Here is a 20,295-nt window from a genome sequence, read left to right as displayed (position 1 = left end):
ACGCATGACACGCCGCCGGACCCAGGACACGAACGTCTGCGGGGTCACGGCCGCGATCTCCGTGATCGACGGCAAGTGGAAGACGTCGCTGCTGTGGCTGCTGGAGTCCGGCCCGCACCGGCCCGGCGAACTGCGCCGCAAACTTCCCGGGATCAGCGAGAAGGTGCTGACCCAGGCGCTGCGGGAGATGGCGGAGGACGGCCTCGTCCACCGCGAGGCGCACGACGTCCTGCCGCCGAAGACCGTCTACTCGCTGACGGAGCCCGGACGTGAACTGTCCGGGCTGCTCGGCCCCTTGTCGGACTGGGGCCACCGGCGTCTCGACCGGCTCGCGGAAGCGCGGGCCGCTTCCTGAGGCCCTGTCGCTCCCCTCTCCGTCCGGGCCCGCCACCAGGTTCTCCCGGGCGCCGGACGGCGACAAGTACCCACAAAAAAGTGGGTGTGGTCCTCCCCGAACACTCCCCTCAGGCGCGGTCGGCCGGGTCGGCCGGTGTCGGCTCAGGCGTCGGCTCCGGCGTCGGCTCCGGCGTCGGCTCCGGCTTCGTGTAGAGGACCTCGCGGGCCTGTTCGGCGGCGCGGGTGAGGCTCTCGGCGACGAAGTCGAGGAAGCGGGCGACGTTCTCCAGGCGGACGGCGGCCGGGGTGCCGGGGCCGAGGACGCCGACGCCCTGCCGGGCGATGTCGACCTGGTCGGTGAGGGCCCGGGCGCTGGCGACCATCGACTGGTACCAGACGTCGGCGTCGATGACGTACCGCTCGCGGCGCCGCTCGTCGCGCTCCCTGCGGACGAGGGTCTGGCCCTCCAGGAACGCGATCGACTTGGAGACGGTCGCCGGGCTGACCTGGAGGCGCTGGGCGAGTTCGGACGCCGTCAGGCTGCCGGTGTCGGTCAGGAGGAGGGCGACCATCACCCGGGCCATCATCTTGGACAGGCCCGACCGCATCATGACGGTGGTGAACAGCTCCTCGTACGCGCGCACGGCCTCGGGGTCGCGCCCGTGCGGCTGGGGGGCCGGCTCCGTCCCCCGGGGGCGGGCGGGCGGCCTGCGCCGGTGGGTGCGCTGCTCCGTGGCGCGGTGGGCGAGGTCCGCGCGGTATCCGGCGGGGCCGCCGTTGCGCATCACCTCGCGCGTGACCGTCGAGGTCGGGCGGTCCAGGCCCCGGGCGATCTCCGCGTAGGCGAGGCCCTCGGCCAGTCCCAGCGCGATCTGCTGACGGTCCTGCTGCGTGAGCCTGCCTCCGGGCATCGCGGCCTCCTCCGTTGTCCCCGAATCCCTGAACCCCTGGGACGCCAGCATAGCGTTCATCTTCAACCCATTGCAACGCAACGAGTGTCTGACGTTGCGTTAAATTCATTCCCAGTGCAACGATTTTGCCCTACTGAGCTGCGGTGACGCACTTTCGGTGCAACTTCTTCGTTGCCAACTCCTCGAACGCAACGTAGCTTTTCCAACATCGGAAACAAAGTGAAACGAGGAGAACATCATGCAGACCTTCGCCACCCCCGCCCCGATCTCCGCCGTCCTCGACGTTCCCGCCGGGCGGGTCCAGATCATCGCCGCCGACCGCGCCGACACCGTGGTCGAGGTCCTCCCCGCGAACGCCTCGAAGGGCCGCGACGTGAAGGCCGCCGAGCAGACCGGCGTCGCGTACGCCGACGGCGTCCTGCGGATCGAAGTCCCCGTGAAGAACCGGAACTTCGGGCCCTCCGGGTCCGTCGAGGTGACGGTCCGGGTGCCCGTCGGCTCCCGCGTCGAGGCGAAGGCGGCCGCCACCGAGTTCCGGGCCGTGGGCCGGCTCGGCGACGTCGTCTTCGACGGCGCGTACCGGCGGATCAAGATCGACGAGGCCGCGAGCGTCCGCCTCACCGCGACCGACGGCGACGTCGAGGTCGGCCGGCTGAACGGCCCCGCCGAGATCAGCACCCACCGGGGCGCCGTCCGGATCACCGAGGCCGTGCGCGGCGAGGTCGTGCTCCGCACCCAGGACGGCGACATCTCCGTCGGCGCCGCCGCCGGGGTCTCCGCCTCCCTGGACGCCGGAACCACCCTCGGCCGCGTCGTCAACGACCTGAAGAACGACGGCACCGCCGTGCTCGCCGTCCACGCGACCACCACCCGGGGCGACATCACCGCCCGCAGCCTCTGACCCCTGCCCCCCTGACCTCTGACCCCTCTCCGCCCCGCTCCCCGCGCCACTCCCCGCCCCCACTTCCCGCGCCACTCCCGAAGGAGCATCACCATGACCGACCTGGCCATCGCGGCGACCGGGCTGCGCAAGTCCTACGGGGACAAGGTCGTGCTCGACGGCGTCGACCTCGCCGTCCCCGAAGGAACGGTCTTCTCCCTGCTCGGCCCGAACGGCGCCGGCAAGACCACCGCCGTCAAGATCCTCTCCACGCTCGTCTCCGCCGACGCCGGGGACCTGCGGGTCGGCGGCCACGACCTGGCCACCGCCCCGCAGGCGGTACGGGCCGCCATCGGCGTCACCGGGCAGTTCTCCGCCGTCGACGGCCTGATCACGGGCGAGGAGAACATGCTCCTGATGGCCGACCTGCACCACCTGCCCAAGCGGGAGGGGCGCCGGGTGACCGCCGAACTCCTGGAGCGCTTCGACCTGGTCGAGGCGGCGAAGAAGCCCGCCGCCGGCTACTCCGGCGGCATGAAGCGCCGCCTGGACATCGCCATGACCCTGGTCGGCGCCCCCCGGATCATCTTCCTCGACGAGCCCACCACCGGCCTGGACCCCCGCTCGCGGCACACCATGTGGCGGATCGTCCGCGAACTGGTCGCCGGCGGCGTCACCGTCTTCCTCACCACCCAGTACCTGGAGGAGGCCGACCAGCTCGCCGACCGCATCGCCGTCCTCCACGACGGAAGGATCGCCGCCGAGGGCACCGCCGAGGAGCTCAAGCGGCTGGTTCCCGGGGGCCACGTGCGGCTGCGCTTCTCCGACCCCGCCGCCCACCGCTCCGCCGCCGCGCACCTGCCCGGAGCCGCCCCGGACGACGAGGCGCTCACGCTCCGCGTGCCCGGCGACGGGAGCCAGCGCGCCCTGCGCGCCGTCCTGGACCGGCTGGACACGGCCGGCGTCGAGGCCGCCGAACTGACCGTGCACACCCCGGACCTCGACGACGTCTTCTTCGCCCTCACCGGCACCGCCGGAGTCCCCGCCCAGCCCTCCCCCACCGAGGAGACCGTCCGATGAGCACCTTCGCCCTCGCCGTGCGCGACTCGTCCACGATGCTGCGCCGCAACCTCCTGCACGCCCGCCGCTACCCCTCCCTCACCCTGAACCTGCTGCTCACCCCGGTGATGCTCCTGCTGCTGTTCGTCTACGTCTTCGGCGAGGCGATGAGCGCCGGCCTGGCCGGCGGCGGGGGCCGCTCCGCCTACATCACCCACATCGTCCCGGGCATCCTCTTCATGACCATCGGCTCCACCGTCATCGGGGCCGCCGTGTCCGTGGCCACGGACAAGAACGAGGGCATCATGGCCCGCTTCCGCACCATGGCCATCCACCGGAGCTCCGTCCTCGTCGGGCACGTGGTCGGCAGCGTGATGCAGTCGCTGGCCAGTGTCCTCCTCGTCGGCGCCGTCGGCCTCGCCATCGGCTTCCGCTCCGTCGACGCCACCGCCCTGGAATGGCTGGCCGCCCTCGGGCTGCTCGCGCTCTTCGCCCTGGCGCTCACCTGGATCGCGGTCGGGATGGGCATGGCCAGCCCCAACGCCGAGGCCGCGAGCAACAGCGCGATGCCCCTGATCCTGCTGCCCCTGATCTCCAGCGCCTTCGTCCCGCTGGAGTCCATGCCCGGCTGGTTCCGGCCGGTCGCCGAGTACCAGCCCTTCACCCCGGCCATCGAGACCCTGCGCGGCCTGCTGCTCGGCACCGAGATCGGCCACAACGGGTGGCTCGCCGTCGCCTGGTCCCTGGCCCTCGTCGCGCTCGGCCACCGCTGGTCGACGGCCGCCTTCCGGCGCGACCCGGAGTGACGGGCGCGGAGACCGCGCACACGGGCCCCCGGTCAGTACGCCGGGGGCCCGTCCCCGTGTCCGTCCCCCAGCGCCAGGAAGGACGCCACCCCCGTCGCCACCGACTCCGCGAAGACCACGTCCTCGCGCTCGAAGGCCGGGCGGCAGGCGGCCCGCAGGAAGGTGAGGACGCCCAGCGTCCGGCCCCGGGAGCGCAGCACCGCGCACAGCGAGTGCGCCGCGTCGCCGGGCCACTGGTGGGCCTCCGCCCACACCTCGGCGGTACGGCCCGCGCTCGCCCGGACCGCGCCCGTCCGGTCCCAGGCCTGGAGCGCCGGGTGCCTCGGCCCGTACCGCAGCGGGATGCCGCCGCCCACGGGCGGGGAGGACGGGCCGGGGACGGCGGCCGGGACGGCCAGGGCCCGCGTCAGGCGCCGGTCGCCCGCCACCCGGTCCACCAGGGCGTGGTCCGCGAACCCGGCCAGGGCGAACTCCAGGAGGACCGCCGCCGCCTCCGCCGGGTCCTCGCACTCGGCCGCCGCCGCGCCCGCCCGGTGCAGCTGGCTCCACCGGAACCGCAGCCGGTCCGCCTCCCGCAGCGCGAGCCGCTCCTCGGTCACGTCCTGGAACAGCCAGGCGACCCCCAGCGGCACCGCCGCCTCCGTCATCGGGGACCCCAGGCGCAGGAAGCCGCTGCGCCAGCACCGGCGCCGCTCCCCCGAGGCCGTCCGCAGCGTCACCCACACCTCGGCGGGGGCGGGCGGGGTGCCCTCCGCCAGGACGTGCTGGAAGGCGGCCTCCAGCTCCTCGACGCCGTGCACGACGACGTCGCCGAGCGGGCGCCCGAGCAGGGTCGTACGACCGGCTCCGAAGGCGCGGGCCGCGTGGGCGTTGACCATGGCGGGGCGCAGGTCGGCGTCGACCAGGACGACGCCCCAGGAGGCGTCGTCGAACAGGGCCTCGCTGAGGGCGACCGAACGCTCCAGGTCGAGCTGGACGTGGACCTCGCTGAACGCGCAGTACACCCCGGCCGGCGCGCCGTCCGCGCCGCGCACCCCGGCCGCCTGGCTCCGCACGAGCACCCGCCCGCCGTCCTTGCGGAGCAGCACGAACTCGTGGACCTGCCGGCCGGGCCCCTTCATGGCCCCCATCAGGCGCCCCAGGGTCTCCTCGGCGTCCGCGCTCCGCGCCGCCCAGCCCTCGAACCCGCGCCGCCCGACCGCCTCCGCGGCGGACCACCCGAGGATCCGCTCGGCCTCCCGGTTCCAGTGCGTGACCGTCCCGTCGGCCCCGAAGGCACAGAGCGCCGCGTCCATCCCGTCGAGCAGCGCGGCCAGCAGATCGGCCCCCGCCCCGGGAACGGAAGCGGTATCACTCGTGGACTCCGCGAAAGCACTCACCCGACACCCCCCATACTGTGGACCATTCAACTGGAACGTGACGCAGAGCACACCACCTTCGCCGACATTGTTTCCTCCCGGAAACGAACATGACCCCGTGGCCACCTCCGACGCCCTCACCGCCCTGTCCCTCCACCCCGACCTGCCGCCCGAGCTGCTGCGGGACCTCCTCGCCCTGCCCGGCGTGGGCGGCGACGCCCTGGCCCACCGCACGGACCTCCCGCGCACCCTCGTGGACGAGGTGCTCACCGCTCCGGACCGCCGGCCCGTGGTCCCGCTCGCCCGCAACCCCGCCCTGTCCACCGCGGACCGGCGGATCCTCGCCGCACACCCGGACCCCTGGGCCCGCACTTCCCTGGCCATCCATGCGGAGAGCCTCCCGCCGGACCTCCTCGCCCGGCTCCTGGACGACCCGGACCCCCAGGTGCGGGGGTGCCTCGCGCAGCGCGACGACCTCCCGGCGGAGGCCCGCGCCCGGCTCGCCCGGGACCCGGACCCGGAGGTACGCGCCAAGCTCGCCCAGTGGTGCACCGACGCGCCCGAGGACGTACGGAGGCTCCTGCTCACCGACCCGGAGCCGCAGGTCCGCGGGGCGGCCTGCGCCGTGTACTTCTGCCGGCCGCCGCATCCGGTGCCCCCGGCCGACCTGTGGCCCGCGCTGCTCGCGGACCCGGTCACGCGGGCCGGGGTCGTGACCCACCTGCGGCCGCTCGCCCCGGAGACCGCCGCCGGGCTCGCCGCGGACTCCGACGAGAAGGTGCGCCGCGCCGTCGCCGCCCGCCCCGAACTGCCGCCGGACCTCGTGGAGGCGCTCGCGCGGGACGAGGACCCGGTCGTACGGGCCGAGGTCCTCGTACGACAGGACGCGCCCGAGGCGCTGCGGGCGGAGATCCACGCGTACCTGACCGCCGGTGCGGCCCTGCTGCGGGGGGACGACCTCCCGGCCGTGCTGTCCGACCTCGACGAGGGTGCCCTCATGGTGGCGGCGGGCTGTGAACTCGCCCTCGCCTCACTGGAGTTCCGGATCATGGAGTGGGTGCGGGACGACCCGCTGCCGCACGTGGAGTCGCCGTTTCCGGTCTTCCGCCGGTCCGCCGCGCTCGGCGGCGCCGCGCTGCCCGCCGGGACCGTCGCCCGGCTCCTCGACGACGAGGACCAGGAGGTGCGGCTCGCGGCGGCCGAAAGCACTCCCGTGCTCGACGCGGAGACGACCGAGCGGCTGGAACGGCGCCACCGGCACTCCCGGAAACGCCCCCTGCTCCCCCCGGAGCTCGCCGCCGCCCTCGCCGCCGACCCGGAGGCCGACGTCCGCCGCGCCGTGGCCGGCCACCCCCGCCTCCCGCTGCCCTCGCTCCTCGCCCTGCTCGACGACGAGGCCGCCCACGTCGCCCGGGAGGCGGGGCGGAACACGGCCCTGCCGGCCGCCGAGGTGCGCCGGATCGTCACGGAGGCCCTGCGGATCCGGAAGCGCGAAGGCGCGAATAAATCCCTTGAAGGGGGTCGGGGCGGTGCCTAGTGTGGGGGTACACGCGAAAGGAGGTGATCCGAAAAAATGGTTTCTTTTCGGACTCGTGAGGTGACTGCGGGCTGACGCCTGCCGTCGCACTCTGTGCACCTCGGCAGGCCAGTCTGCCGAAGACCAACGCAGTCACCCGACCCGTGAGCCGCCGGTGAGTCCGGCCGGCTCCCGTCCGACCCAGGCGCCTGGGCGGGCGGGACCAAGGCTCACGGGTCGTCTGCGTTTCCGCTCCCGGTCAGGGGGCCAGGCGCTCCACCCGCCACGTGTCGCCGTCCTCGCGGACGTAGCGCAGGCGGTCGTGGAGGCGGTTCTCGTGGCCCTGCCAGAACTCGACCGTGTCCGGGACGACGCGGATGCCGCCCCAGTGCGGGGGGACCGGGACCTGGGCGTCCTCGGGGTAGCGGGCGGCGAGTTCGTCGTAGCGGGCGAGGAGTTCCTCGCGGGAGCCGATCACCGAGGACTGGGGGCTCGCCCAGGCGCCGAGCCGGGAGCCGTGCGGGCGGGTGCGGAAGTACGCGACCGTCTCGTCGCGCCCGACGCGCTCGGCGCGGCCCGTGACGACGACCTGGCGGGCCGCCGGGTGCCAGGGGAAGAGCAGCGAGGCGTACGGGTTGTCCGCCAGCTCCCGGCCCTTGCGGGAGTCGTAGTTGGTGAAGAAGACGAACCCGGCTCCGTCGTAGTGCTTGAGCAGGACCGTCCGGGAGGACGGGCGGCCGTCGGGGGTCGCGGTGGAGACCACCATCGCGTTCGGCTCGTGGATCGCCGGGTCCGCGGCGGCCTCCTTGAACCAGCGGGTGAACTGCGCGACCGGCTCGGGCGCGAGGTCGGCCGGGGACAGTTCCGTGGTGCGGTACTGCTCGCGCATGTCGGCGGGGTCCGGGACCTCGCCGGTCGCCGGGAAGGCCGCCGGAAAGGCCACCGGGCGGGCTGCCGGACGGTCCGTCGGACAGTGCGTGGGGTCGTCGCTCGCGGAATCGGTCACGGGGCCATTCTGCGGCAGCGGGCCAGTCTGCCCGGCACCGGAGGCGGCTAACCCTCTCCCGCCGGATCGGCGGAGTGTGCCGGATGTCACGCTTCCCCGCATCATCGGAACCGTACAGACTCTTCGGCTGGATGACTGTTGATTCCCGCCATCGACCAACCCCGTTGATCGATCATCGATAGAGGAGCCGCCTGATGTCCGACTTCGTACCCGGACTTGAGGGAGTCGTCGCGTTCGAGACCGAGATCGCCGAACCCGACAAGGAGGGCGGCGCCCTCCGCTACCGCGGCGTCGACATCGAGGACCTCGTCGGCCACGTCTCGTTCGGCAACGTCTGGGGCCTCCTCGTCGACGGCGCCTTCAACCCCGGCCTGCCCGCCGCCGAGCCGTTCCCGATCCCGGTCCACTCCGGTGACATCCGGGTCGACGTGCAGTCCGCGCTCGCCATGCTCGCGCCCGTCTGGGGCCTCAAACCGCTCCTGGACATCTCGCCCGAGCAGGCCCGCGACGACCTCGCCCGCGCTGCCGTCATGGCCCTCTCGTACGTCGCGCAGTCCGCGCGCGGCCAGGGCCTCCCGATGGTCCCGCAGAGCGAGATCGACAAGGCGCAGTCCATCGTCGAGCGGTTCATGATCCGCTGGCGCGGCGAGCCCGACCCGAAGCACGTCAAGGCCGTCGACGCGTACTGGACCTCGGCCGCCGAGCACGGCATGAACGCCTCCACGTTCACCGCCCGCGTCATCGCCTCCACCGGCGCCGACGTGGCCGCCGCGCTCTCCGGCGCCGTCGGCGCCATGTCCGGCCCGCTGCACGGCGGCGCGCCCTCCCGCGTCCTCGGCATGATCGAGGAGATCGAGCGGACCGGCGACGCCACCGCGTACGTGAAGCAGGCCCTGGACAAGGGCGAGCGGCTGATGGGCTTCGGCCACCGCGTCTACCGCGCCGAGGACCCCCGCGCGCGCGTGCTCCGCCGTACGGCCAAGGAGCTGGCCGCGCCGCGCTTCGAGGTCGCCGAGGCCCTGGAGAAGGCCGCCCTGGAGGAGCTGCACAACCGGCGCCCCGACCGCGTCCTGGCGACGAACGTGGAGTTCTGGGCGGCCATCGTCCTGGACTTCGCCGAGGTCCCGGCGCACATGTTCACCTCGATGTTCTCCTGTGCGCGCACGGCCGGCTGGTCGGCGCACATCCTGGAGCAGAAGCGCACCGGCCGCCTGGTCCGCCCCTCGGCCCGCTACACGGGTCCCGGCCGGCGGGACCCGCGCGACATCGAGGGTTACGCCGACATCGCCGGCTGACCCTCCGGGTGCAGCAGGAGCTCCGCGTGGTGGCGGGCCGCCACCGACGGGTGGGCGCGGAGCTTCCCCTTCAGGGCGTTGCGCCCGTACTCGGCGAACAGCGGGTTCGACGGGTCGGTGGTGATGCCGGGGGCCGTGGAGGCGTGCGGGAAGTCCAGCGGGGCGATCCGGGCGTCGAGCCGCGGGTTGTAGAAGAACGGGACGGAGAAACGTTCCGTCGCGCCGGGCGGGGAGACCACCCGGTGGTTGGTGGCGAGCAGGTAGCCGTTGGTGGCCACTTCGAGCAGCTCGCCCAGGTTGACGACGAACGCGCCGGGCAGCGGCGGCACGTCGTGGAAGTTCCCGTCCTCCCGCTGGACCTGGAGCCCGCCGACCTGGTCCTGGAGCAGCAGGGTGAGGAAGCCGTAGTCCTTGTGGGCGCCCACGCCCTGGTCGTCGCCCTCGCCGCTGCTGCCCGGGTAGCGCACCAGCTTGAGCTGCGGGTGGGCGTGCGGGCCGAAGATGTCGTCGTAGAAGTCCTCGGGCGCGCCGATGGAGGCGAGCAGCTCGTGCAGCAGGCGCTCGGCGACGCCGCTGAGCCGGTCGATCCAGTGCAGGGCGGCGGTGCGCAGCTCGGGCAGGGCCTCGGGCCACTGGTTGGGGCCTTCGAGCCACCAGTACGGGGCCTCCCAGGGCGCGGGGGCGTGCGCGGGGCGCTCGGCGCCGATGTCCAGCTGGTCGCGCCAGTCGCGGGCGCCCCGCGTCCGCTCGTCGCCGATGCGGGTGTAGCCGCGGAAGTGCGGCGAGTTCACGTTGTCGAGGGCGAGCCGGTCGGCCTCGGGCAGCGCGAAGAAGGCGCGCATGGCGGAGGTGAGGGCCTCGGTCTCGGCCTCGGTCACCCCGTGCCCGACGAGCTGGAAGAACCCCACGTCGTGGGCGGCCGAGTGGAGCTGGGCGTGGAGCAGCCTCCGGGCCTGCGGGCCGCGGTCGGCGGCCGAGAGGTCCACGATGGGGAGCTGCGAGGAGTACGAGCTGCTGGTCATGGGGTGTCCGCGGGGTCTACGGGTGCCCGGACGGCCGCCGGGGGTGGGGCGGCGCCACGGGTGCCGGTCTGCTGGGGCTCTGTGACGGGACCAGGAGGGGTGGGTGGAGTGGTACCCCGGAAGGTCGGAAGGGCCGTGCGGGTCCGGAGGACCCGGGGCCGGGTGGCCGGAGGGGCCGGCAGGCCCGGGGCGCCGGGGGCTCGGGGAGCCTTGCGGCGCGGGAGGCCGGTGGCCCGGAAGGCCGCGAGGGTCAGACGGAGCGTCGACAGCTCATGCTCGTGACGCGGACGAAGTCCACGTGGCGACGGCGTACGAGCGGAGGCATGGGAACAGAGTACTGCGGGGGGCCCGGGAGGGGTGTGGCGCGGGTCACTCAACGGGACGTTGTTCCTGATCGGGGACGTAGCGCTGCGCGGGCGGGGGCGGGGGGCCGGGGGGTGCGGGGTGCGGGCTGCGGGCTGCGGGCTGCGGGCTGCGGGCTGCGGGCTGCGGGCTGCGGGCTGCGGGCTGCGGGCTGCGGGCTGCGGTGGGCGTACCGGTGCTTCGGGCACGGGAATCCGGACCGTATCGGCGCTCGGGGGCCGGGCCGTACCGCTGCTCCGGGGCCGGGTCCGGGGCCGGGGGCCCGGGGCTCTGGGGCCGTACCGGCGCTCGGGCGGCCGCCGCCGGGGGTGGCGCCGCTCCGGACCGGGGGCCGTACCGCCACCGCCGCTCCGGGCTCTGGAGCCGTACCGGCGCTCGGGCGGCTGCCGCCGGGGGTGGCGCCGCTCCGGACCGGGGGGCGTACCGTCACCGCCGCTCCGGGATCCCGGCCGGGGCCGGCCGGTTCGGGGGTCGTGGTGCGGGCCCGTCGCTACTTCAGTGCCTCGTTCACCAGCCGTGCCCACTGGGACACCACCCGTTCGCGGCGGGTGCGGTCGTCGGTGAGGAGGGTGGCGAGGCCGAGGCCGCGGGCCATGTCGAGGAGGCCCTGGACGGTCTCGCGGACGCCGGGGCGGGACTCGTCGGCGCCGAGGACCTCGACGGCGATGCGGTGGGACTCGCGGCCGACGCGGGCCTCCAGCTCGGTGACGCGGGCGCGGAGCTGGTCCTCGCCGGTGGCGGCGACCCAGAGGTGGAGGGCGGCCCGGAAGAGGGGGCCGGTGTAGAGGTCGACGAGGGCGGCGACGGCCGCCTCCCGGTCGTCGGAGGGCAGCGCCCGCAGCGCCTGGGAACGCTCCTCGGCGACGTACTCGACGGCGGCCGTGAAGAGGTCCTCGCGGGTGGGGAAGTGGTGCTGGGCGGCGCCCCGGGAGACGCCGGCCCGCTCCGCCACCACGGAGACCGTCGAGCCCGCCCAGCCGTGTTCGGCCAGGCAGGACACGGCGGCCTCCAGGAGCCGCTGCCGGGTGGCGCGGCTCCGGTCCTGCTTGGGTGCGGTCACAGCCGCCATGCGGGGTCCCGTCGTTCGAGGAAGGCCGTCATCCCTTCGCGCGCCTCGGCGGAGGCGAAGAGCGTGGCCGACCTCTGCACCAGGTCCTCCGCGTCGCGTTCGAAGGTCTCCAGGACTTTAGCGGTGACCAGCCGTTTCGATTCCCGCAGGCCCTGCGGCGACGCGGCGCGCAGCGCGTCGAGGATGCCGGGGAGCGCGTCGTCCCCGGCCGTCACCAGGCCCATGGCGATCGCCTCCGGCACCCCGAACCGCTCGCCCGTCAGGTAGTGGCGGGCCGCCGCGCGCGGTTCCAGCCTCGGGAGGAGGGTGAGCGAGATGACGGCGGGCGCGACCCCGATCCGTACCTCCGTGAGGGCGAAGTCCGCCTCCTCCCCCGCCACCACGACGTCGCACGCGCCGAGCAGCCCGAGGCCGCCCGCGCGCGCGTGCCCGGTGACCCGGGCGACGACGGGCTTCGGCAGCTCGACGATCCGCCGGAGCAGGGCCACGAAGTCGTACGGGCTCGGGGGCGCCTTCAGGTCGGCGCCCGCGCTGAAGGTGGTGCCGGCGTGGTCGAGGACCACGGCCCGTACGCCCGGGTCCTTGCCGCACGCGGCGAGCGCGTCGGCGAGCTCGCCGACGAGGGCGGCGGAGAGGGCGTTGCGGGTGGCGGGGGAGTTCAGCGTGAGGGTGGTGATGCCCCGTTCCTCGGACGTGGTGACGAGTGTGGTCATGCGCGTTCCCTCAGTTCCCTTCGGAGGATCTTCCCGGACGCGGCCCGGGGGACGGTCTCGACGAACTCCACGTCGCGGACCTTCTTGTACGGGGAGACGCGCGCGGCGACGTGCGCGACGACCTCCTCGGCGGTGAGGCCGGGCGCGGAGGGCTGGCGGACGACGAAGGCCTTGGGGATCTCGGTGCCCTCGGCGTCGGTGACGCCGATGACGGCGGCGTCGGCGATGCCCTCGTGGGTGAGGAGCAGCGCCTCCAGTTCGGCGGGGGCGACCTGGAAGCCCTTGTACTTGATGAGTTCCTTGACGCGGTCGACGACGAAGAGCCAGCCGTCCCCGTCGACGCGTCCGACGTCGCCGGTGTGGACCCATCCCTCGGCGTCGATCATGGCGGCGGTGGCGTCGGGGCGGCCGAGGTAGCCCTTCATGACCTGGGGTCCCCGGATGGCGATCTCGCCCTCCTCGCCGGGCGCGGCGTCCTTCGCGGGGTCGTCCAGGGAGAGGATCCGCATCTCGGTGGAGGGCAGGAGCCGGCCGACGGTGCCGGGCGGGGGCGTCTCGACGTCGAGGGGGACGACGTGGGTGCCCGGGGACAGCTCGGTCATGCCGTACGCCTGCCGGACGGGCGGGAGCCCGAGCCGCTTCGAACACGCCTCGGCGAGGGCGGCGTCGAGCGGGGCGGCGGCGCTGACGATGTACTCCAGGGAGGACAGGTCGTAGTCGGCGACGGCCGGGTGCTTGGCGAGGGCGAGGACGATCGGCGGGGCCACGTACAGGCCGTTGATGCGGTGCTCCTGGACGGCGCGCAGGAAGGTGTCGAGCTCGAAGCGGGGCTGGACGACGACGGTGGCGCCCTGGCGGAGGGGCGCGTTCATGAGGGCGGTGAGCCCGTAGATGTGGAAGAACGGCAGCACGGCGAGGATCCGGTCACCCGGTCCCATCGGGATGAACGGCTCCAGCTGGGCGAGGTTGGTCGCGATCGAGGTGTGCGTGAGCATCACCCCCTTGGGTACCCCGGTCGTGCCGGACGAATACGGGAGGGCGGCGACGTCCTCGTCGGGGTCGACCGCGATCTCGGGGACGGGCCCGGTGGAGCCGAGGAAGGCCTGGAGCGAGCGGACGGCCTCCCCCGCCGGGGGCTGGTCGCAGAGGAAGATCTCCTCGATCCCGCCCGCGAGTTCGGCGGCGGCGCGGGCGGCGGGGAGCAGGGGCGAGACGGTGACGATCCAGCGGGCGGAGGAGTCGCGGAGCTGCTTGGCGAACTCCTCGGGGGTGGCGAGCGGGTGGACGGTGGTGACGGCCGCGCCGGCGCGGGTGGCGGCGTAGAAGGCCACGGGGAAGAGCACGGTGTTGGGGCTGTGCAGGGCGAGCACGTCCCCCTTGCGGACGCCCGCCTCGGCGAGCCCGGCGGCGACGAGCCGGTGGAAGGCGTCGACCTGGGCGTACGTGAGGGTGAGCGCCCCCTCCGCGCCGGAGCCGTCGACGAGGGCCGGGGTGTCGCCGTACTCGGCGGCGCGGCCGAGGACCGCGTCGTGGATGGGGAGCGAGACGGCCGGGACGTCCTCGTACGCGCTGTGGAACACCATGGATGACCCCCTGGAGAGGTGGAAGGTGAGCGCCGGGATCGCGGGTACCGCTGCGACTTGGGGAGACCTTGTCAGTACCCCGTAGAACAATCAAGCACGCCTGCATGATTTTGGGCGGTGCCTGTGCGGGGTGCGCGAGGAAACCGGTACGGCCCCGCACCGAAGCGCGGGGCCGTACCGGAACGAGTCCTCGCCGCCCTGCGAAGGCGACGCGGGAGACTTACATGCGCCCGTCCCGCACCGCGCCGACCAGCGCGCCGAGGGCACCGAAGCCGACCAGCAGCGCGGGCCCGGCCGGCACCTTGCTGTCACGGACGGCGACGACCTGCGCGTCGGCGTCGACGACGCCGCACTCGACGCACTGCGCACCGCTGTCCGAGTACGTCGACTTCCACCAGGCAACGGGCAGGGTGGAGGCGTCGGCGATGTGGTTCATAGGGAGTTCCTTATCTCTGTGATCATTTCCGCCGTCCGTTCGACGGATTCGGCGGCAGAGGTGAGAAGCTGCATCGCGTTCCGGTACACGGCGACGTGCTCGCGCTCCTCAACGTACAGGGCTGCTGTCAACGACTCGGTGTGGACCACGTCGAGGTCGGGATGGTCCCCGAATCCGAGGATCGAGAAGCTGCTCATCTGCCCAACGTGCGGCGGGGCGTCGGAGCGGAGAACCTGGATGTTCACGTTCGGACGTTCGCCGAGGAACAGCAGCCGCCCTAACTGGTCCCGCATGATCGCCGGATCGGCCGTCCGAGTCCGCAGTGCGCTCTCCGCGATGATGGCCCACAGCGTGAGCGGGCGCTCCCGCGTGAGGATGGACTGCCGCGCGAGACGGACCTCGACCAGCGCGTCGACCTTGGCCTCGACCGCGTCCGACATGGCGGTCGCCCGGATGATCTCGCGTGCGTACTCCGACGTCTGGAGCAGTCCGGGGATCACACCGAGCTGCCAGGTGGCGATCGAGGTGGCGTCGGCCTCCAGGCTGATCAAGTCCTCGTAGACAGGAGTGAGAACACCCCGGTACGAGTGCCACCAGCCCCGCTGCGCGCCTTCCCGGGTCAACGTGATCAGCGCCTTGCGCAGCTCGTCGCTCACCTCGGCGCCCAACCCCGCGAGTACGTCGAGGAGGGCGTCGACGTCCTTCGCCTTCGCCGCGTTCTTGGCGTTCTCGAACCGGCTGATCCGGGAGACGGTGAAGACACCGCCGGAGGCCGTGGCCACCTCTTCGATGGTCCGGCTGCCACACAAGGCGCGCAGCGTCGCGCCGAGTCTGCGTCGGCGCACCGTAGGCGCACTCACTCTGTCCCCTCCCTGCCCACCTGTCGCTCCGTCAGTCTGCCGTGCGGCGTCACCGCCTGTCATCCGCCAAACCTTCGGCGATCACCCTTCTCACTCAAGCGTGCAAATTTCTACGATCGAGTGATTTTGCTTGCAGATCGAGGAGTCTGGCGAGCAGCATGACTGCACCAACTGCGTTTGCGCTCAAGCAGTCGTGACTCAGTCATGTCCGGACGAGCGCATGGACCGGAGGGATTCGCATGATCACCGTGCAGCCGGAACAGTTACGGGCACTACGCCACCCCACTCCGAAGAACCCGCCCCCGCAGAAGAGGTTCATCGGCTCCCCGGAATCCGCCAGGGCCGCGCGCGACTACGTGCGCGACATCGTCAACGACAGCGCGCTCGGCCTCACCCCCGACCAGGTGAACGACATCCGGGTCGTCACGTGCGAACTGGCCACCAACGCCGTCCGGTACGGCACGGAACCCGGCGACTCCTTCCTCGTGGCGGTCGTCGCGGAGCCCGGATCGGTACGGATCGAAGTGCACGACCCCACCCGGCGCCGCCCTGTACGGCGACGCGAGTCGGAAGGGCGCGGCCGGGGGCGCGGACTGCACGTCGTGGAGGTCCTCGCCACCGCGTGGGGCATCGACGACCGCCCCATGGGGAAGATCGTCTGGGCGGAGTTCACGTGGTAGCGGCCGTCCCGCGCCAGGGCGGCCCCGGCGGGATCAGTCCAGGGCGCGCCCGCCACGCGGTACGCAGCCTGTACGAGCGCCCCTTGCTGGACGTACGAGACCTGACGGCACCGCTTCTCGTCCTGCCCGTGCCACCGGCCGGGGGACTGCCCGGTGCGGTCGCCCCGGCGGACGTGGTCGCGACCGCGAGCCGGTGGCACGCCCTCGGACTGCGCGGCCTGAAGCTCTTCGCCTTCGGCAGGGACCGCTCGCCGAAGGCGGACGAAGCGCTCGACCCCGAGAACCTCATGGTGAGGGCCGTTCGTTCGATCAAGTCCACCGTCCCCGACATGGTCGTCACGACCGAGGTGTGCGGGTGCGCGTGGACCTCTCACGGGGAGTGCGTCCTGCTCACGGAGGACGGCGACACCGACCTCACCGCCTCGTACGCGCTGATGTCCCGCATGGCCGTGCTCCATGCCGACGCCGGGGCCGACGCGGTGAGCCCCACGGCCATGCTCGACGGGTCGGTACGGGCGGTCCGCGACGCGCTGACGGGGGCCGGTCACCACTCCGTCGGCGTCAGCCCGAACATCGCCCTTCACACGGAGCTGTACGGGCCGTTCAAGCGCGTCATGAGGACCGATCCCGCACGGGGGAACCGGCGCGGCTTCCAGCTCGAACCCCATCGGGCCCGGCGACAGGCCCTCGCACAAGCACGCCGCTGGGAGGCCGAGGGCGCCGACAGCCTCTGTCTGCAACCCGCCATGACGGCCGTGGACGTCCTGACCTCCCTGCGGGCCGCGACCGACGTGCGCGTCATCGCCTACTCGACGAGCGGTGAGTACGCCGCCCTCAAGGCCCTCGGTCCGCGCGGCGCGACCGAGTACCTCGGCAGCCTGAAACGGGCCGGAGCCGATCTCGTCCTGACCTTCGCGGCGGAGGACGTCGCCACGCACCTGGGAGCCGCCCGTGACCACGCTGGATGACCGCCCCCGTCACGTTCCCGCCCGGCTCGGAGGCATCCTCTCCGAGGCCGAGCGCCTGGGCTTCGACATGTCGTGCGACCTCCGCACCGGCGCCTTCCTGTCCATGCTCGCCGCCTCGAAGAGGGGCGGGGTCGTCGTGGAACTCGGCACGGGGGCCGGGGCCGGCTCCGCCTGGCTGCTCGACGGCATGGACCCGACCGCCCGGCTCGTCAGCGTGGAGGCCGAACCCCGGTTCCAGGAGGTGGCGCGTCGGCATCTCGGTGACGACCCCCGGGTGCGGTTCGTGCACGACGACGCGGAACGGTGGCTGCGCACGTACGAGGGGCCGCGGTTCGACCTCGCCTTCGTGGACTGCCGCCCCGGCAAGTTCACCGGCCTGGACCGTCTCGTACGACTGCTGAGGCCGGGCGCGCTGTACGTCGGGGACGACCTCAAGCCGCAGCCGACCTGGCCCGACGACCATCAGAGCCGCGTCGACCGGTTCGTCCGCGAGCTGCACCGGCACGACCGGATGCGCTGGACCCTGATGGACTGGGCCTCCGGGCTCGTCGTCGCCGCGCGTCTCGACGACCCTCCTTACCCCGCGTGACGCTACGGTTCCCCCATGTCACTGGAAGTCCTTCGCATCGGCACCCGGTCCTCACCGATGGCACTGGCGCAAGTAGCCCGTCTCCGAAAGGAGTTGGCTGCCCTCCGCCCGGACGTGCGGACCGAGGTCGTCGACTTCACCACGTCCGGCGACCGGTGGTCCGGCGCCCTGTCGCAGCTCGGCGGCAAGGGGGCGTTCACCCGTGAGCTGGACGAGGCGCTGGTGGGCGGGGCCGTCGACTTGGCGGTGCACTGCGTGAAGGACGTGCCGGGGGACGTGCCCGTCGCCCGGGGGACGGTGTTCGCGGCGCACCTGCGGCGCGACAGCCTCCACGACGCCCTGGTGGAGCCGGGCGGGCGCACGCTCGACCGGCTTCCCCCGGGCTCCGTCCTCGGCACGTCGTCGGTGCGCCGGATCGCCCAGCTCGCCCGTACCCACCCCCACCTGACGGCCAAGCCGATCCGGGGCAACGCCAACACCAGGCTCGCCAAGCTGGATTCGGGCGAGTACGACGCCCTTCTCCTCGCGGTGTGCGGTCTGGAGCGCATCGGGGCGGCGGAACGGATCACCGAAGTCCTCCCGCTGGAGACGATGATGCCAGCCGTCGGGTCGGGGACGCTGGTGGTGCAGTGCCGGGAGGGCGACACGGAGGTGCTCGACGCGGTGGCTCCGCTGGGGCACCCGGACACCCACCGGGAGACCGAGGCGGAACGCACGCTGCTGCACTGCCTCCAGGGGCACTGCAACTCCCCCATCGCCGCGTTCGCCCGGACCGAGCCGGACGGCCGGATCGGCCTGCGGGCCCGGGTCTTCTCGCCGGACGGCAAGGAGGTCGTGGACGCCCACGAATGGGGCCGCCACCCCCAGGCCCTGGGCACCTCCGTGGCCGCCACCCTGATCAGGGACGGGGCCCTGGAGATCATCCGGGCGATTCCGCACTGAACCACACTCCGCCGGAGGACACGCCGTCCCGGGCGCGCTCCGGCTCCTGGGCTGCGGGGCGGTGGCCTCCCTACGATGCCGCCATGACGACCCCCGGGCGGGAACGGCCCCTGATACGCGTCCTGTACGACGAGTCCCGCGCCGATCTGCGGAATCCGGGCCGGCCGCGGCCCATCCGGCTCTATCTGTGGGAGCCGGAGAGCGCGCCGGACGTTCCCGGCCCGCTGGTCGTCGTCTCGCACGGCACCGGGGGCTCCGGCGGCGACATGGGGTGGCTGGTGCGGCCCCTGCGCGAGGCGGGGTTCCGGGTCGCGGCGCTCGACCACCACGGCAACAACCATGTCGACGGCTACGAGCCGGAGGGCTTCCTGCACGTGTGGGAGCGGCCCCGGGACGTCACCTTCGTCCTCGACGCGCTGGCCCGTGAGGAGCCCCTCGGTCCGGTGGGCGCGGCGGGCTTCTCCCTCGGCGGCTACACGGCGGCGGCCCTCGCCGGGGCCCGGGTCCACCCGGGGATCCTGTGGGCGGTGCTGACGGGTGAGGTCCCGCTGCCGGAGATCCCCGAGTTCCCCGGCGCACTGGAGGCACTGCGCGCGAAGTACCCGCTGGACGAGACGTCGCGGCGGGCGCTGGAAGCCGCCGGGGCGGACCTCTCCGACCCTCGGGTGCGGGCGGTCTTCCAGGTGGCCCCCGGGGTCGGCGGGCTCGTGACCCCGGAGAGCCTGGCGGGCGTGCGGGTGCCCGTGGACATCCGCTGGGGCGGGGCGGACACCATCGCCCCGTACGAGGCCGACACCCGGCCCTACCTGGAGAACATCCCCACCGCGAGCGGCCGTTCGGCCGGTCCCGACGTCCGCCACGACGACTTCTTCGCCCCGGAGCCCGCCGATCCGGACGTCCGCTTCCGGGTCGGCGGTGAGGCCGCCGCGTTCTTCCGGCGGCACCTCGTCTGAACGGGCCGGACCGGCGTCAGTTCTCGCAGCCCACGCCGTCGCCGTCGCGGTCGAGGCGGCTGCTGTAGCCCGGATCGCCGCGGTGGATGGGGGCGGCGTTGGCGGCACGGACAGCCGCGCAGTTGGCGTAATAGACGTTCTCGTCGGCGGTGTCCCGCGTGGGCTCCGGCTCCGGCTCGGGGGCCGTCGTCGGCGGCTGGGTGGTGGGCCGGGGCTTCGGGGCCGGGGGCGGGGTGGGCTTCGGGGTCGGCTTGTGGAGGACCGTGTTCGGCGACTTCGGGCACGGGACGCCCGGCTGCGTCAGGTAGACCACCGGCACCATGGACGTGACCGGCACTCCGGCTTCGGGGCGCTGGAAGCAGACCAGCCACGTGCCGTACTCGGCGGGGAGTTCGACGTCCTTGTAGGCGGCGTAGGCCCGGCCCAGGTTGTCGGTGACGACCTGCTCGGCGGACGCGTAGTCGCCGCCGACGAGCGCGGGCATCACCGGGGCCTCCTCGGTCTCCGAGGGGGTGGGCGTCGGGGTCGGCGTCGGGGTGGGGCTCGGGGACGCGGTGGCCGCCGGCCGATCCGCCTTCGCGTCGTCCTTCGGCGGGTCCGAGGTGAGGAACGGCAGCAGGAACCACAGGCCCGAGAGGACCGTCGCCACGATCTTCTGCGACTTCTTCCAGAGGCTCGTCCAGGCCAGGGCTATGCCGGCCGGCGGGAAGATCACAAGCAGGGTGATGATCAGGGCGGGGTGCTGCCACCAGCGCCGGAGGGGCCGGGGCGGGGGCACGGGGGCGTACGGGTGGGAATGCGGCGGCGGGTACACGTGCGTCTCCCCCGGTGAACGCGCACCGGTTGTGCACGAAGTGACGAGATCGTACACACGATGTTCACGAACGGGGACCCTCCGTACGCACATCGAGACGCAGCGTCGGGGCCGAGGACTCCGCAGGTGCCGTACC

The 20,295-nt window shown here is 73.4% G+C and carries 21 protein-coding genes; 11 read left to right on the top strand and 10 right to left on the bottom strand.

The window, feature by feature from the left end:
- Positions 1 to 4 precede the first annotated feature (4 nt).
- Positions 5 to 355: a winged helix-turn-helix transcriptional regulator gene (locus tag ACIQVI_RS13715; protein ID WP_403595028.1), complete on the top strand. Its 351-nt coding sequence runs from the start codon at positions 5 to 7 to the stop codon at positions 353 to 355.
- Positions 356 to 464: 109 nt separating this feature from the next.
- Here ACIQVI_RS13715 and ACIQVI_RS13710 read toward each other — a convergent pair whose 3' ends face one another.
- Complete coding sequence (locus ACIQVI_RS13710) at positions 465 to 1,247, bottom strand: helix-turn-helix domain-containing protein (RefSeq protein ID WP_403595025.1); 783 nt, start codon at positions 1,245 to 1,247, stop codon at positions 465 to 467.
- A gap of 238 nt (positions 1,248 to 1,485) precedes the next feature.
- Here ACIQVI_RS13710 and ACIQVI_RS13705 point away from each other — a divergent pair, with 238 nt between their 5' ends.
- The 3 genes from ACIQVI_RS13705 (at position 1,486) to ACIQVI_RS13695 (ending at position 3,992) form a co-directional block, all read left to right on the top strand.
- Positions 1,486 to 2,148 (top strand): DUF4097 family beta strand repeat-containing protein, encoded by a 663-nt coding sequence (locus ACIQVI_RS13705; protein ID WP_403595022.1) that lies wholly within the window; start codon positions 1,486 to 1,488, stop codon positions 2,146 to 2,148.
- A gap of 93 nt (positions 2,149 to 2,241) precedes the next feature.
- Positions 2,242 to 3,207 (top strand): ATP-binding cassette domain-containing protein, encoded by a 966-nt coding sequence (locus ACIQVI_RS13700; protein ID WP_403595019.1) that lies wholly within the window; start codon positions 2,242 to 2,244, stop codon positions 3,205 to 3,207.
- Entirely contained in the window at positions 3,204 to 3,992 is a 789-nt protein-coding gene (locus ACIQVI_RS13695) for an ABC transporter permease (RefSeq protein WP_351969057.1), read from the top strand. Before ACIQVI_RS13700 ends, ACIQVI_RS13695 begins: the two co-directional genes overlap by 4 nt.
- Positions 3,993 to 4,024: 32 nt before the next feature.
- On the opposite strand, the gene ACIQVI_RS13690 is transcribed toward ACIQVI_RS13695, so the two are convergent.
- The gene (locus ACIQVI_RS13690) at positions 4,025 to 5,371 is read right to left on the bottom strand and encodes a PAS domain-containing protein (RefSeq protein ID WP_403595014.1); all 1,347 of its coding nucleotides are present in this window, start codon (positions 5,369 to 5,371) and stop codon (positions 4,025 to 4,027) included.
- A 97-nt stretch (positions 5,372 to 5,468) separates the two neighbouring features.
- Here ACIQVI_RS13690 and ACIQVI_RS13685 point away from each other — a divergent pair, with 97 nt between their 5' ends.
- On the top strand, positions 5,469 to 6,887 hold the full coding sequence (locus tag ACIQVI_RS13685) for a hypothetical protein (RefSeq protein ID WP_403595011.1): 1,419 nt from the start codon (positions 5,469 to 5,471) through the stop codon (positions 6,885 to 6,887).
- A 238-nt stretch (positions 6,888 to 7,125) separates the two neighbouring features.
- On the opposite strand, the gene pdxH is transcribed toward ACIQVI_RS13685, so the two are convergent.
- Positions 7,126 to 7,977, bottom strand: coding sequence for a pyridoxamine 5'-phosphate oxidase (gene pdxH / locus ACIQVI_RS13680; RefSeq protein ID WP_403595008.1), 852 nt, complete (start codon positions 7,975 to 7,977; stop codon positions 7,126 to 7,128).
- 89 nt (positions 7,978 to 8,066) lie between these two features.
- Here pdxH and ACIQVI_RS13675 point away from each other — a divergent pair, with 89 nt between their 5' ends.
- Complete coding sequence (locus tag ACIQVI_RS13675; RefSeq protein ID WP_030208616.1) at positions 8,067 to 9,167, top strand: citrate synthase 2; 1,101 nt, start codon at positions 8,067 to 8,069, stop codon at positions 9,165 to 9,167.
- Here the strand turns inward: ACIQVI_RS13675 and ACIQVI_RS13670 are convergent.
- The 6 genes from ACIQVI_RS13670 to ACIQVI_RS13645 all read right to left on the bottom strand — a co-directional run bounded on the left by ACIQVI_RS13670 (position 9,146) and on the right by ACIQVI_RS13645 (position 15,213).
- Positions 9,146 to 10,189: a 2-oxoglutarate and iron-dependent oxygenase domain-containing protein gene (locus tag ACIQVI_RS13670; protein ID WP_351969060.1), complete on the bottom strand. Its 1,044-nt coding sequence runs from the start codon at positions 10,187 to 10,189 to the stop codon at positions 9,146 to 9,148. The genes ACIQVI_RS13675 and ACIQVI_RS13670 overlap by 22 nt on opposite strands.
- 853 nt (positions 10,190 to 11,042) lie before the next feature.
- Positions 11,043 to 11,621 carry a TetR/AcrR family transcriptional regulator gene (locus ACIQVI_RS13665; protein ID WP_351969061.1) on the bottom strand — a complete coding sequence of 193 codons (579 nt, stop codon included), beginning with the start codon at positions 11,619 to 11,621 and terminating at the stop codon, positions 11,043 to 11,045.
- Positions 11,609 to 12,334: an enoyl-CoA hydratase family protein gene (locus tag ACIQVI_RS13660; protein WP_351969062.1), complete on the bottom strand. Its 726-nt coding sequence runs from the start codon at positions 12,332 to 12,334 to the stop codon at positions 11,609 to 11,611. Before ACIQVI_RS13660 ends, ACIQVI_RS13665 begins: the two co-directional genes overlap by 13 nt.
- Positions 12,331 to 13,917, bottom strand: a complete 1,587-nt coding sequence (locus ACIQVI_RS13655) for an AMP-binding protein (RefSeq protein WP_403595001.1) — start codon at positions 13,915 to 13,917, stop codon at positions 12,331 to 12,333. Before ACIQVI_RS13655 ends, ACIQVI_RS13660 begins: the two co-directional genes overlap by 4 nt.
- Positions 13,918 to 14,137: 220 nt before the next feature.
- A complete protein-coding gene (locus ACIQVI_RS13650; protein ID WP_403594998.1) occupies positions 14,138 to 14,353 on the bottom strand; it encodes a DUF397 domain-containing protein in 216 nt (71 codons plus the stop codon).
- Positions 14,350 to 15,213 carry a DUF5753 domain-containing protein gene (locus ACIQVI_RS13645; protein WP_403596829.1) on the bottom strand — a complete coding sequence of 288 codons (864 nt, stop codon included), beginning with the start codon at positions 15,211 to 15,213 and terminating at the stop codon, positions 14,350 to 14,352. The genes ACIQVI_RS13650 and ACIQVI_RS13645 overlap by 4 nt, the downstream gene beginning before the upstream one ends.
- Positions 15,214 to 15,452: 239 nt before the next feature.
- Here ACIQVI_RS13645 and ACIQVI_RS13640 point away from each other — a divergent pair, with 239 nt between their 5' ends.
- The 5 genes from ACIQVI_RS13640 (at position 15,453) to ACIQVI_RS13620 (ending at position 19,345) form a co-directional block, all read left to right on the top strand.
- Positions 15,453 to 15,893, top strand: coding sequence for an ATP-binding protein (locus ACIQVI_RS13640; protein WP_403594995.1), 441 nt, complete (start codon positions 15,453 to 15,455; stop codon positions 15,891 to 15,893).
- On the top strand, positions 15,836 to 16,861 hold the full coding sequence (locus tag ACIQVI_RS13635; protein WP_403594992.1) for a hypothetical protein: 1,026 nt from the start codon (positions 15,836 to 15,838) through the stop codon (positions 16,859 to 16,861). Before ACIQVI_RS13640 ends, ACIQVI_RS13635 begins: the two co-directional genes overlap by 58 nt.
- Positions 16,845 to 17,450 carry an O-methyltransferase gene (locus tag ACIQVI_RS13630; protein ID WP_403594989.1) on the top strand — a complete coding sequence of 202 codons (606 nt, stop codon included), beginning with the start codon at positions 16,845 to 16,847 and terminating at the stop codon, positions 17,448 to 17,450. The genes ACIQVI_RS13635 and ACIQVI_RS13630 overlap by 17 nt, the downstream gene beginning before the upstream one ends.
- Positions 17,451 to 17,465: 15 nt before the next feature.
- The gene (hemC, locus tag ACIQVI_RS13625; RefSeq protein WP_403594986.1) at positions 17,466 to 18,392 is read left to right on the top strand and encodes a hydroxymethylbilane synthase; all 927 of its coding nucleotides are present in this window, start codon (positions 17,466 to 17,468) and stop codon (positions 18,390 to 18,392) included.
- Positions 18,393 to 18,475: 83 nt separating this feature from the next.
- Positions 18,476 to 19,345 carry an alpha/beta hydrolase family protein gene (locus tag ACIQVI_RS13620; RefSeq protein ID WP_403594983.1) on the top strand — a complete coding sequence of 290 codons (870 nt, stop codon included), beginning with the start codon at positions 18,476 to 18,478 and terminating at the stop codon, positions 19,343 to 19,345.
- Between the two features lie 16 nt (positions 19,346 to 19,361).
- On the opposite strand, the gene ACIQVI_RS13615 is transcribed toward ACIQVI_RS13620, so the two are convergent.
- On the bottom strand, positions 19,362 to 20,159 hold the full coding sequence (locus ACIQVI_RS13615) for an excalibur calcium-binding domain-containing protein (protein WP_403594980.1): 798 nt from the start codon (positions 20,157 to 20,159) through the stop codon (positions 19,362 to 19,364).
- Positions 20,160 to 20,295: the final 136 nt, after the last annotated feature.

This window comes from Streptomyces sp. NPDC098101, assembly GCF_044760185.1.
Classification (GTDB): Bacteria; Actinomycetota; Actinomycetes; order Streptomycetales; family Streptomycetaceae; genus Streptomyces.
This window is presented reverse-complemented; position numbering and strand designations above follow the sequence as displayed.

Bases quoted from the DNA above. Each gene is read 5' to 3' on its own strand.
- ACIQVI_RS13675 (WP_030208616.1), top strand. From the start codon at position 8,067: ATGTCCGACTTCGTACCCGGACTTGAGGGAGTCGTCGCGTTCGAGACC.
- ACIQVI_RS13640 (WP_403594995.1), top strand. From the start codon at position 15,453: ATGATCACCGTGCAGCCGGAACAGTTACGGGCACTACGCCACCCCACT.
- ACIQVI_RS13695 (WP_351969057.1), top strand. From the start codon at position 3,204: ATGAGCACCTTCGCCCTCGCCGTGCGCGACTCGTCCACGATGCTGCGC.
- ACIQVI_RS13660 (WP_351969062.1), bottom strand. From the start codon at position 12,334: ATGACCACACTCGTCACCACGTCCGAGGAACGGGGCATCACCACCCTC.
- ACIQVI_RS13710 (WP_403595025.1), bottom strand. From the start codon at position 1,247: ATGCCCGGAGGCAGGCTCACGCAGCAGGACCGTCAGCAGATCGCGCTG.
- ACIQVI_RS13665 (WP_351969061.1), bottom strand. From the start codon at position 11,621: ATGGCGGCTGTGACCGCACCCAAGCAGGACCGGAGCCGCGCCACCCGG.
- ACIQVI_RS13705 (WP_403595022.1), top strand. From the start codon at position 1,486: ATGCAGACCTTCGCCACCCCCGCCCCGATCTCCGCCGTCCTCGACGTT.
- ACIQVI_RS13670 (WP_351969060.1), bottom strand. From the start codon at position 10,189: ATGACCAGCAGCTCGTACTCCTCGCAGCTCCCCATCGTGGACCTCTCG.
- pdxH (WP_403595008.1), bottom strand. From the start codon at position 7,977: ATGATGCGGGGAAGCGTGACATCCGGCACACTCCGCCGATCCGGCGGG.
- hemC (WP_403594986.1), top strand. From the start codon at position 17,466: ATGTCACTGGAAGTCCTTCGCATCGGCACCCGGTCCTCACCGATGGCA.
- ACIQVI_RS13700 (WP_403595019.1), top strand. From the start codon at position 2,242: ATGACCGACCTGGCCATCGCGGCGACCGGGCTGCGCAAGTCCTACGGG.
- ACIQVI_RS13715 (WP_403595028.1), top strand. From the start codon at position 5: ATGACACGCCGCCGGACCCAGGACACGAACGTCTGCGGGGTCACGGCC.
- ACIQVI_RS13655 (WP_403595001.1), bottom strand. From the start codon at position 13,917: ATGGTGTTCCACAGCGCGTACGAGGACGTCCCGGCCGTCTCGCTCCCC.
- ACIQVI_RS13650 (WP_403594998.1), bottom strand. From the start codon at position 14,353: ATGAACCACATCGCCGACGCCTCCACCCTGCCCGTTGCCTGGTGGAAG.
- ACIQVI_RS13620 (WP_403594983.1), top strand. From the start codon at position 18,476: ATGACGACCCCCGGGCGGGAACGGCCCCTGATACGCGTCCTGTACGAC.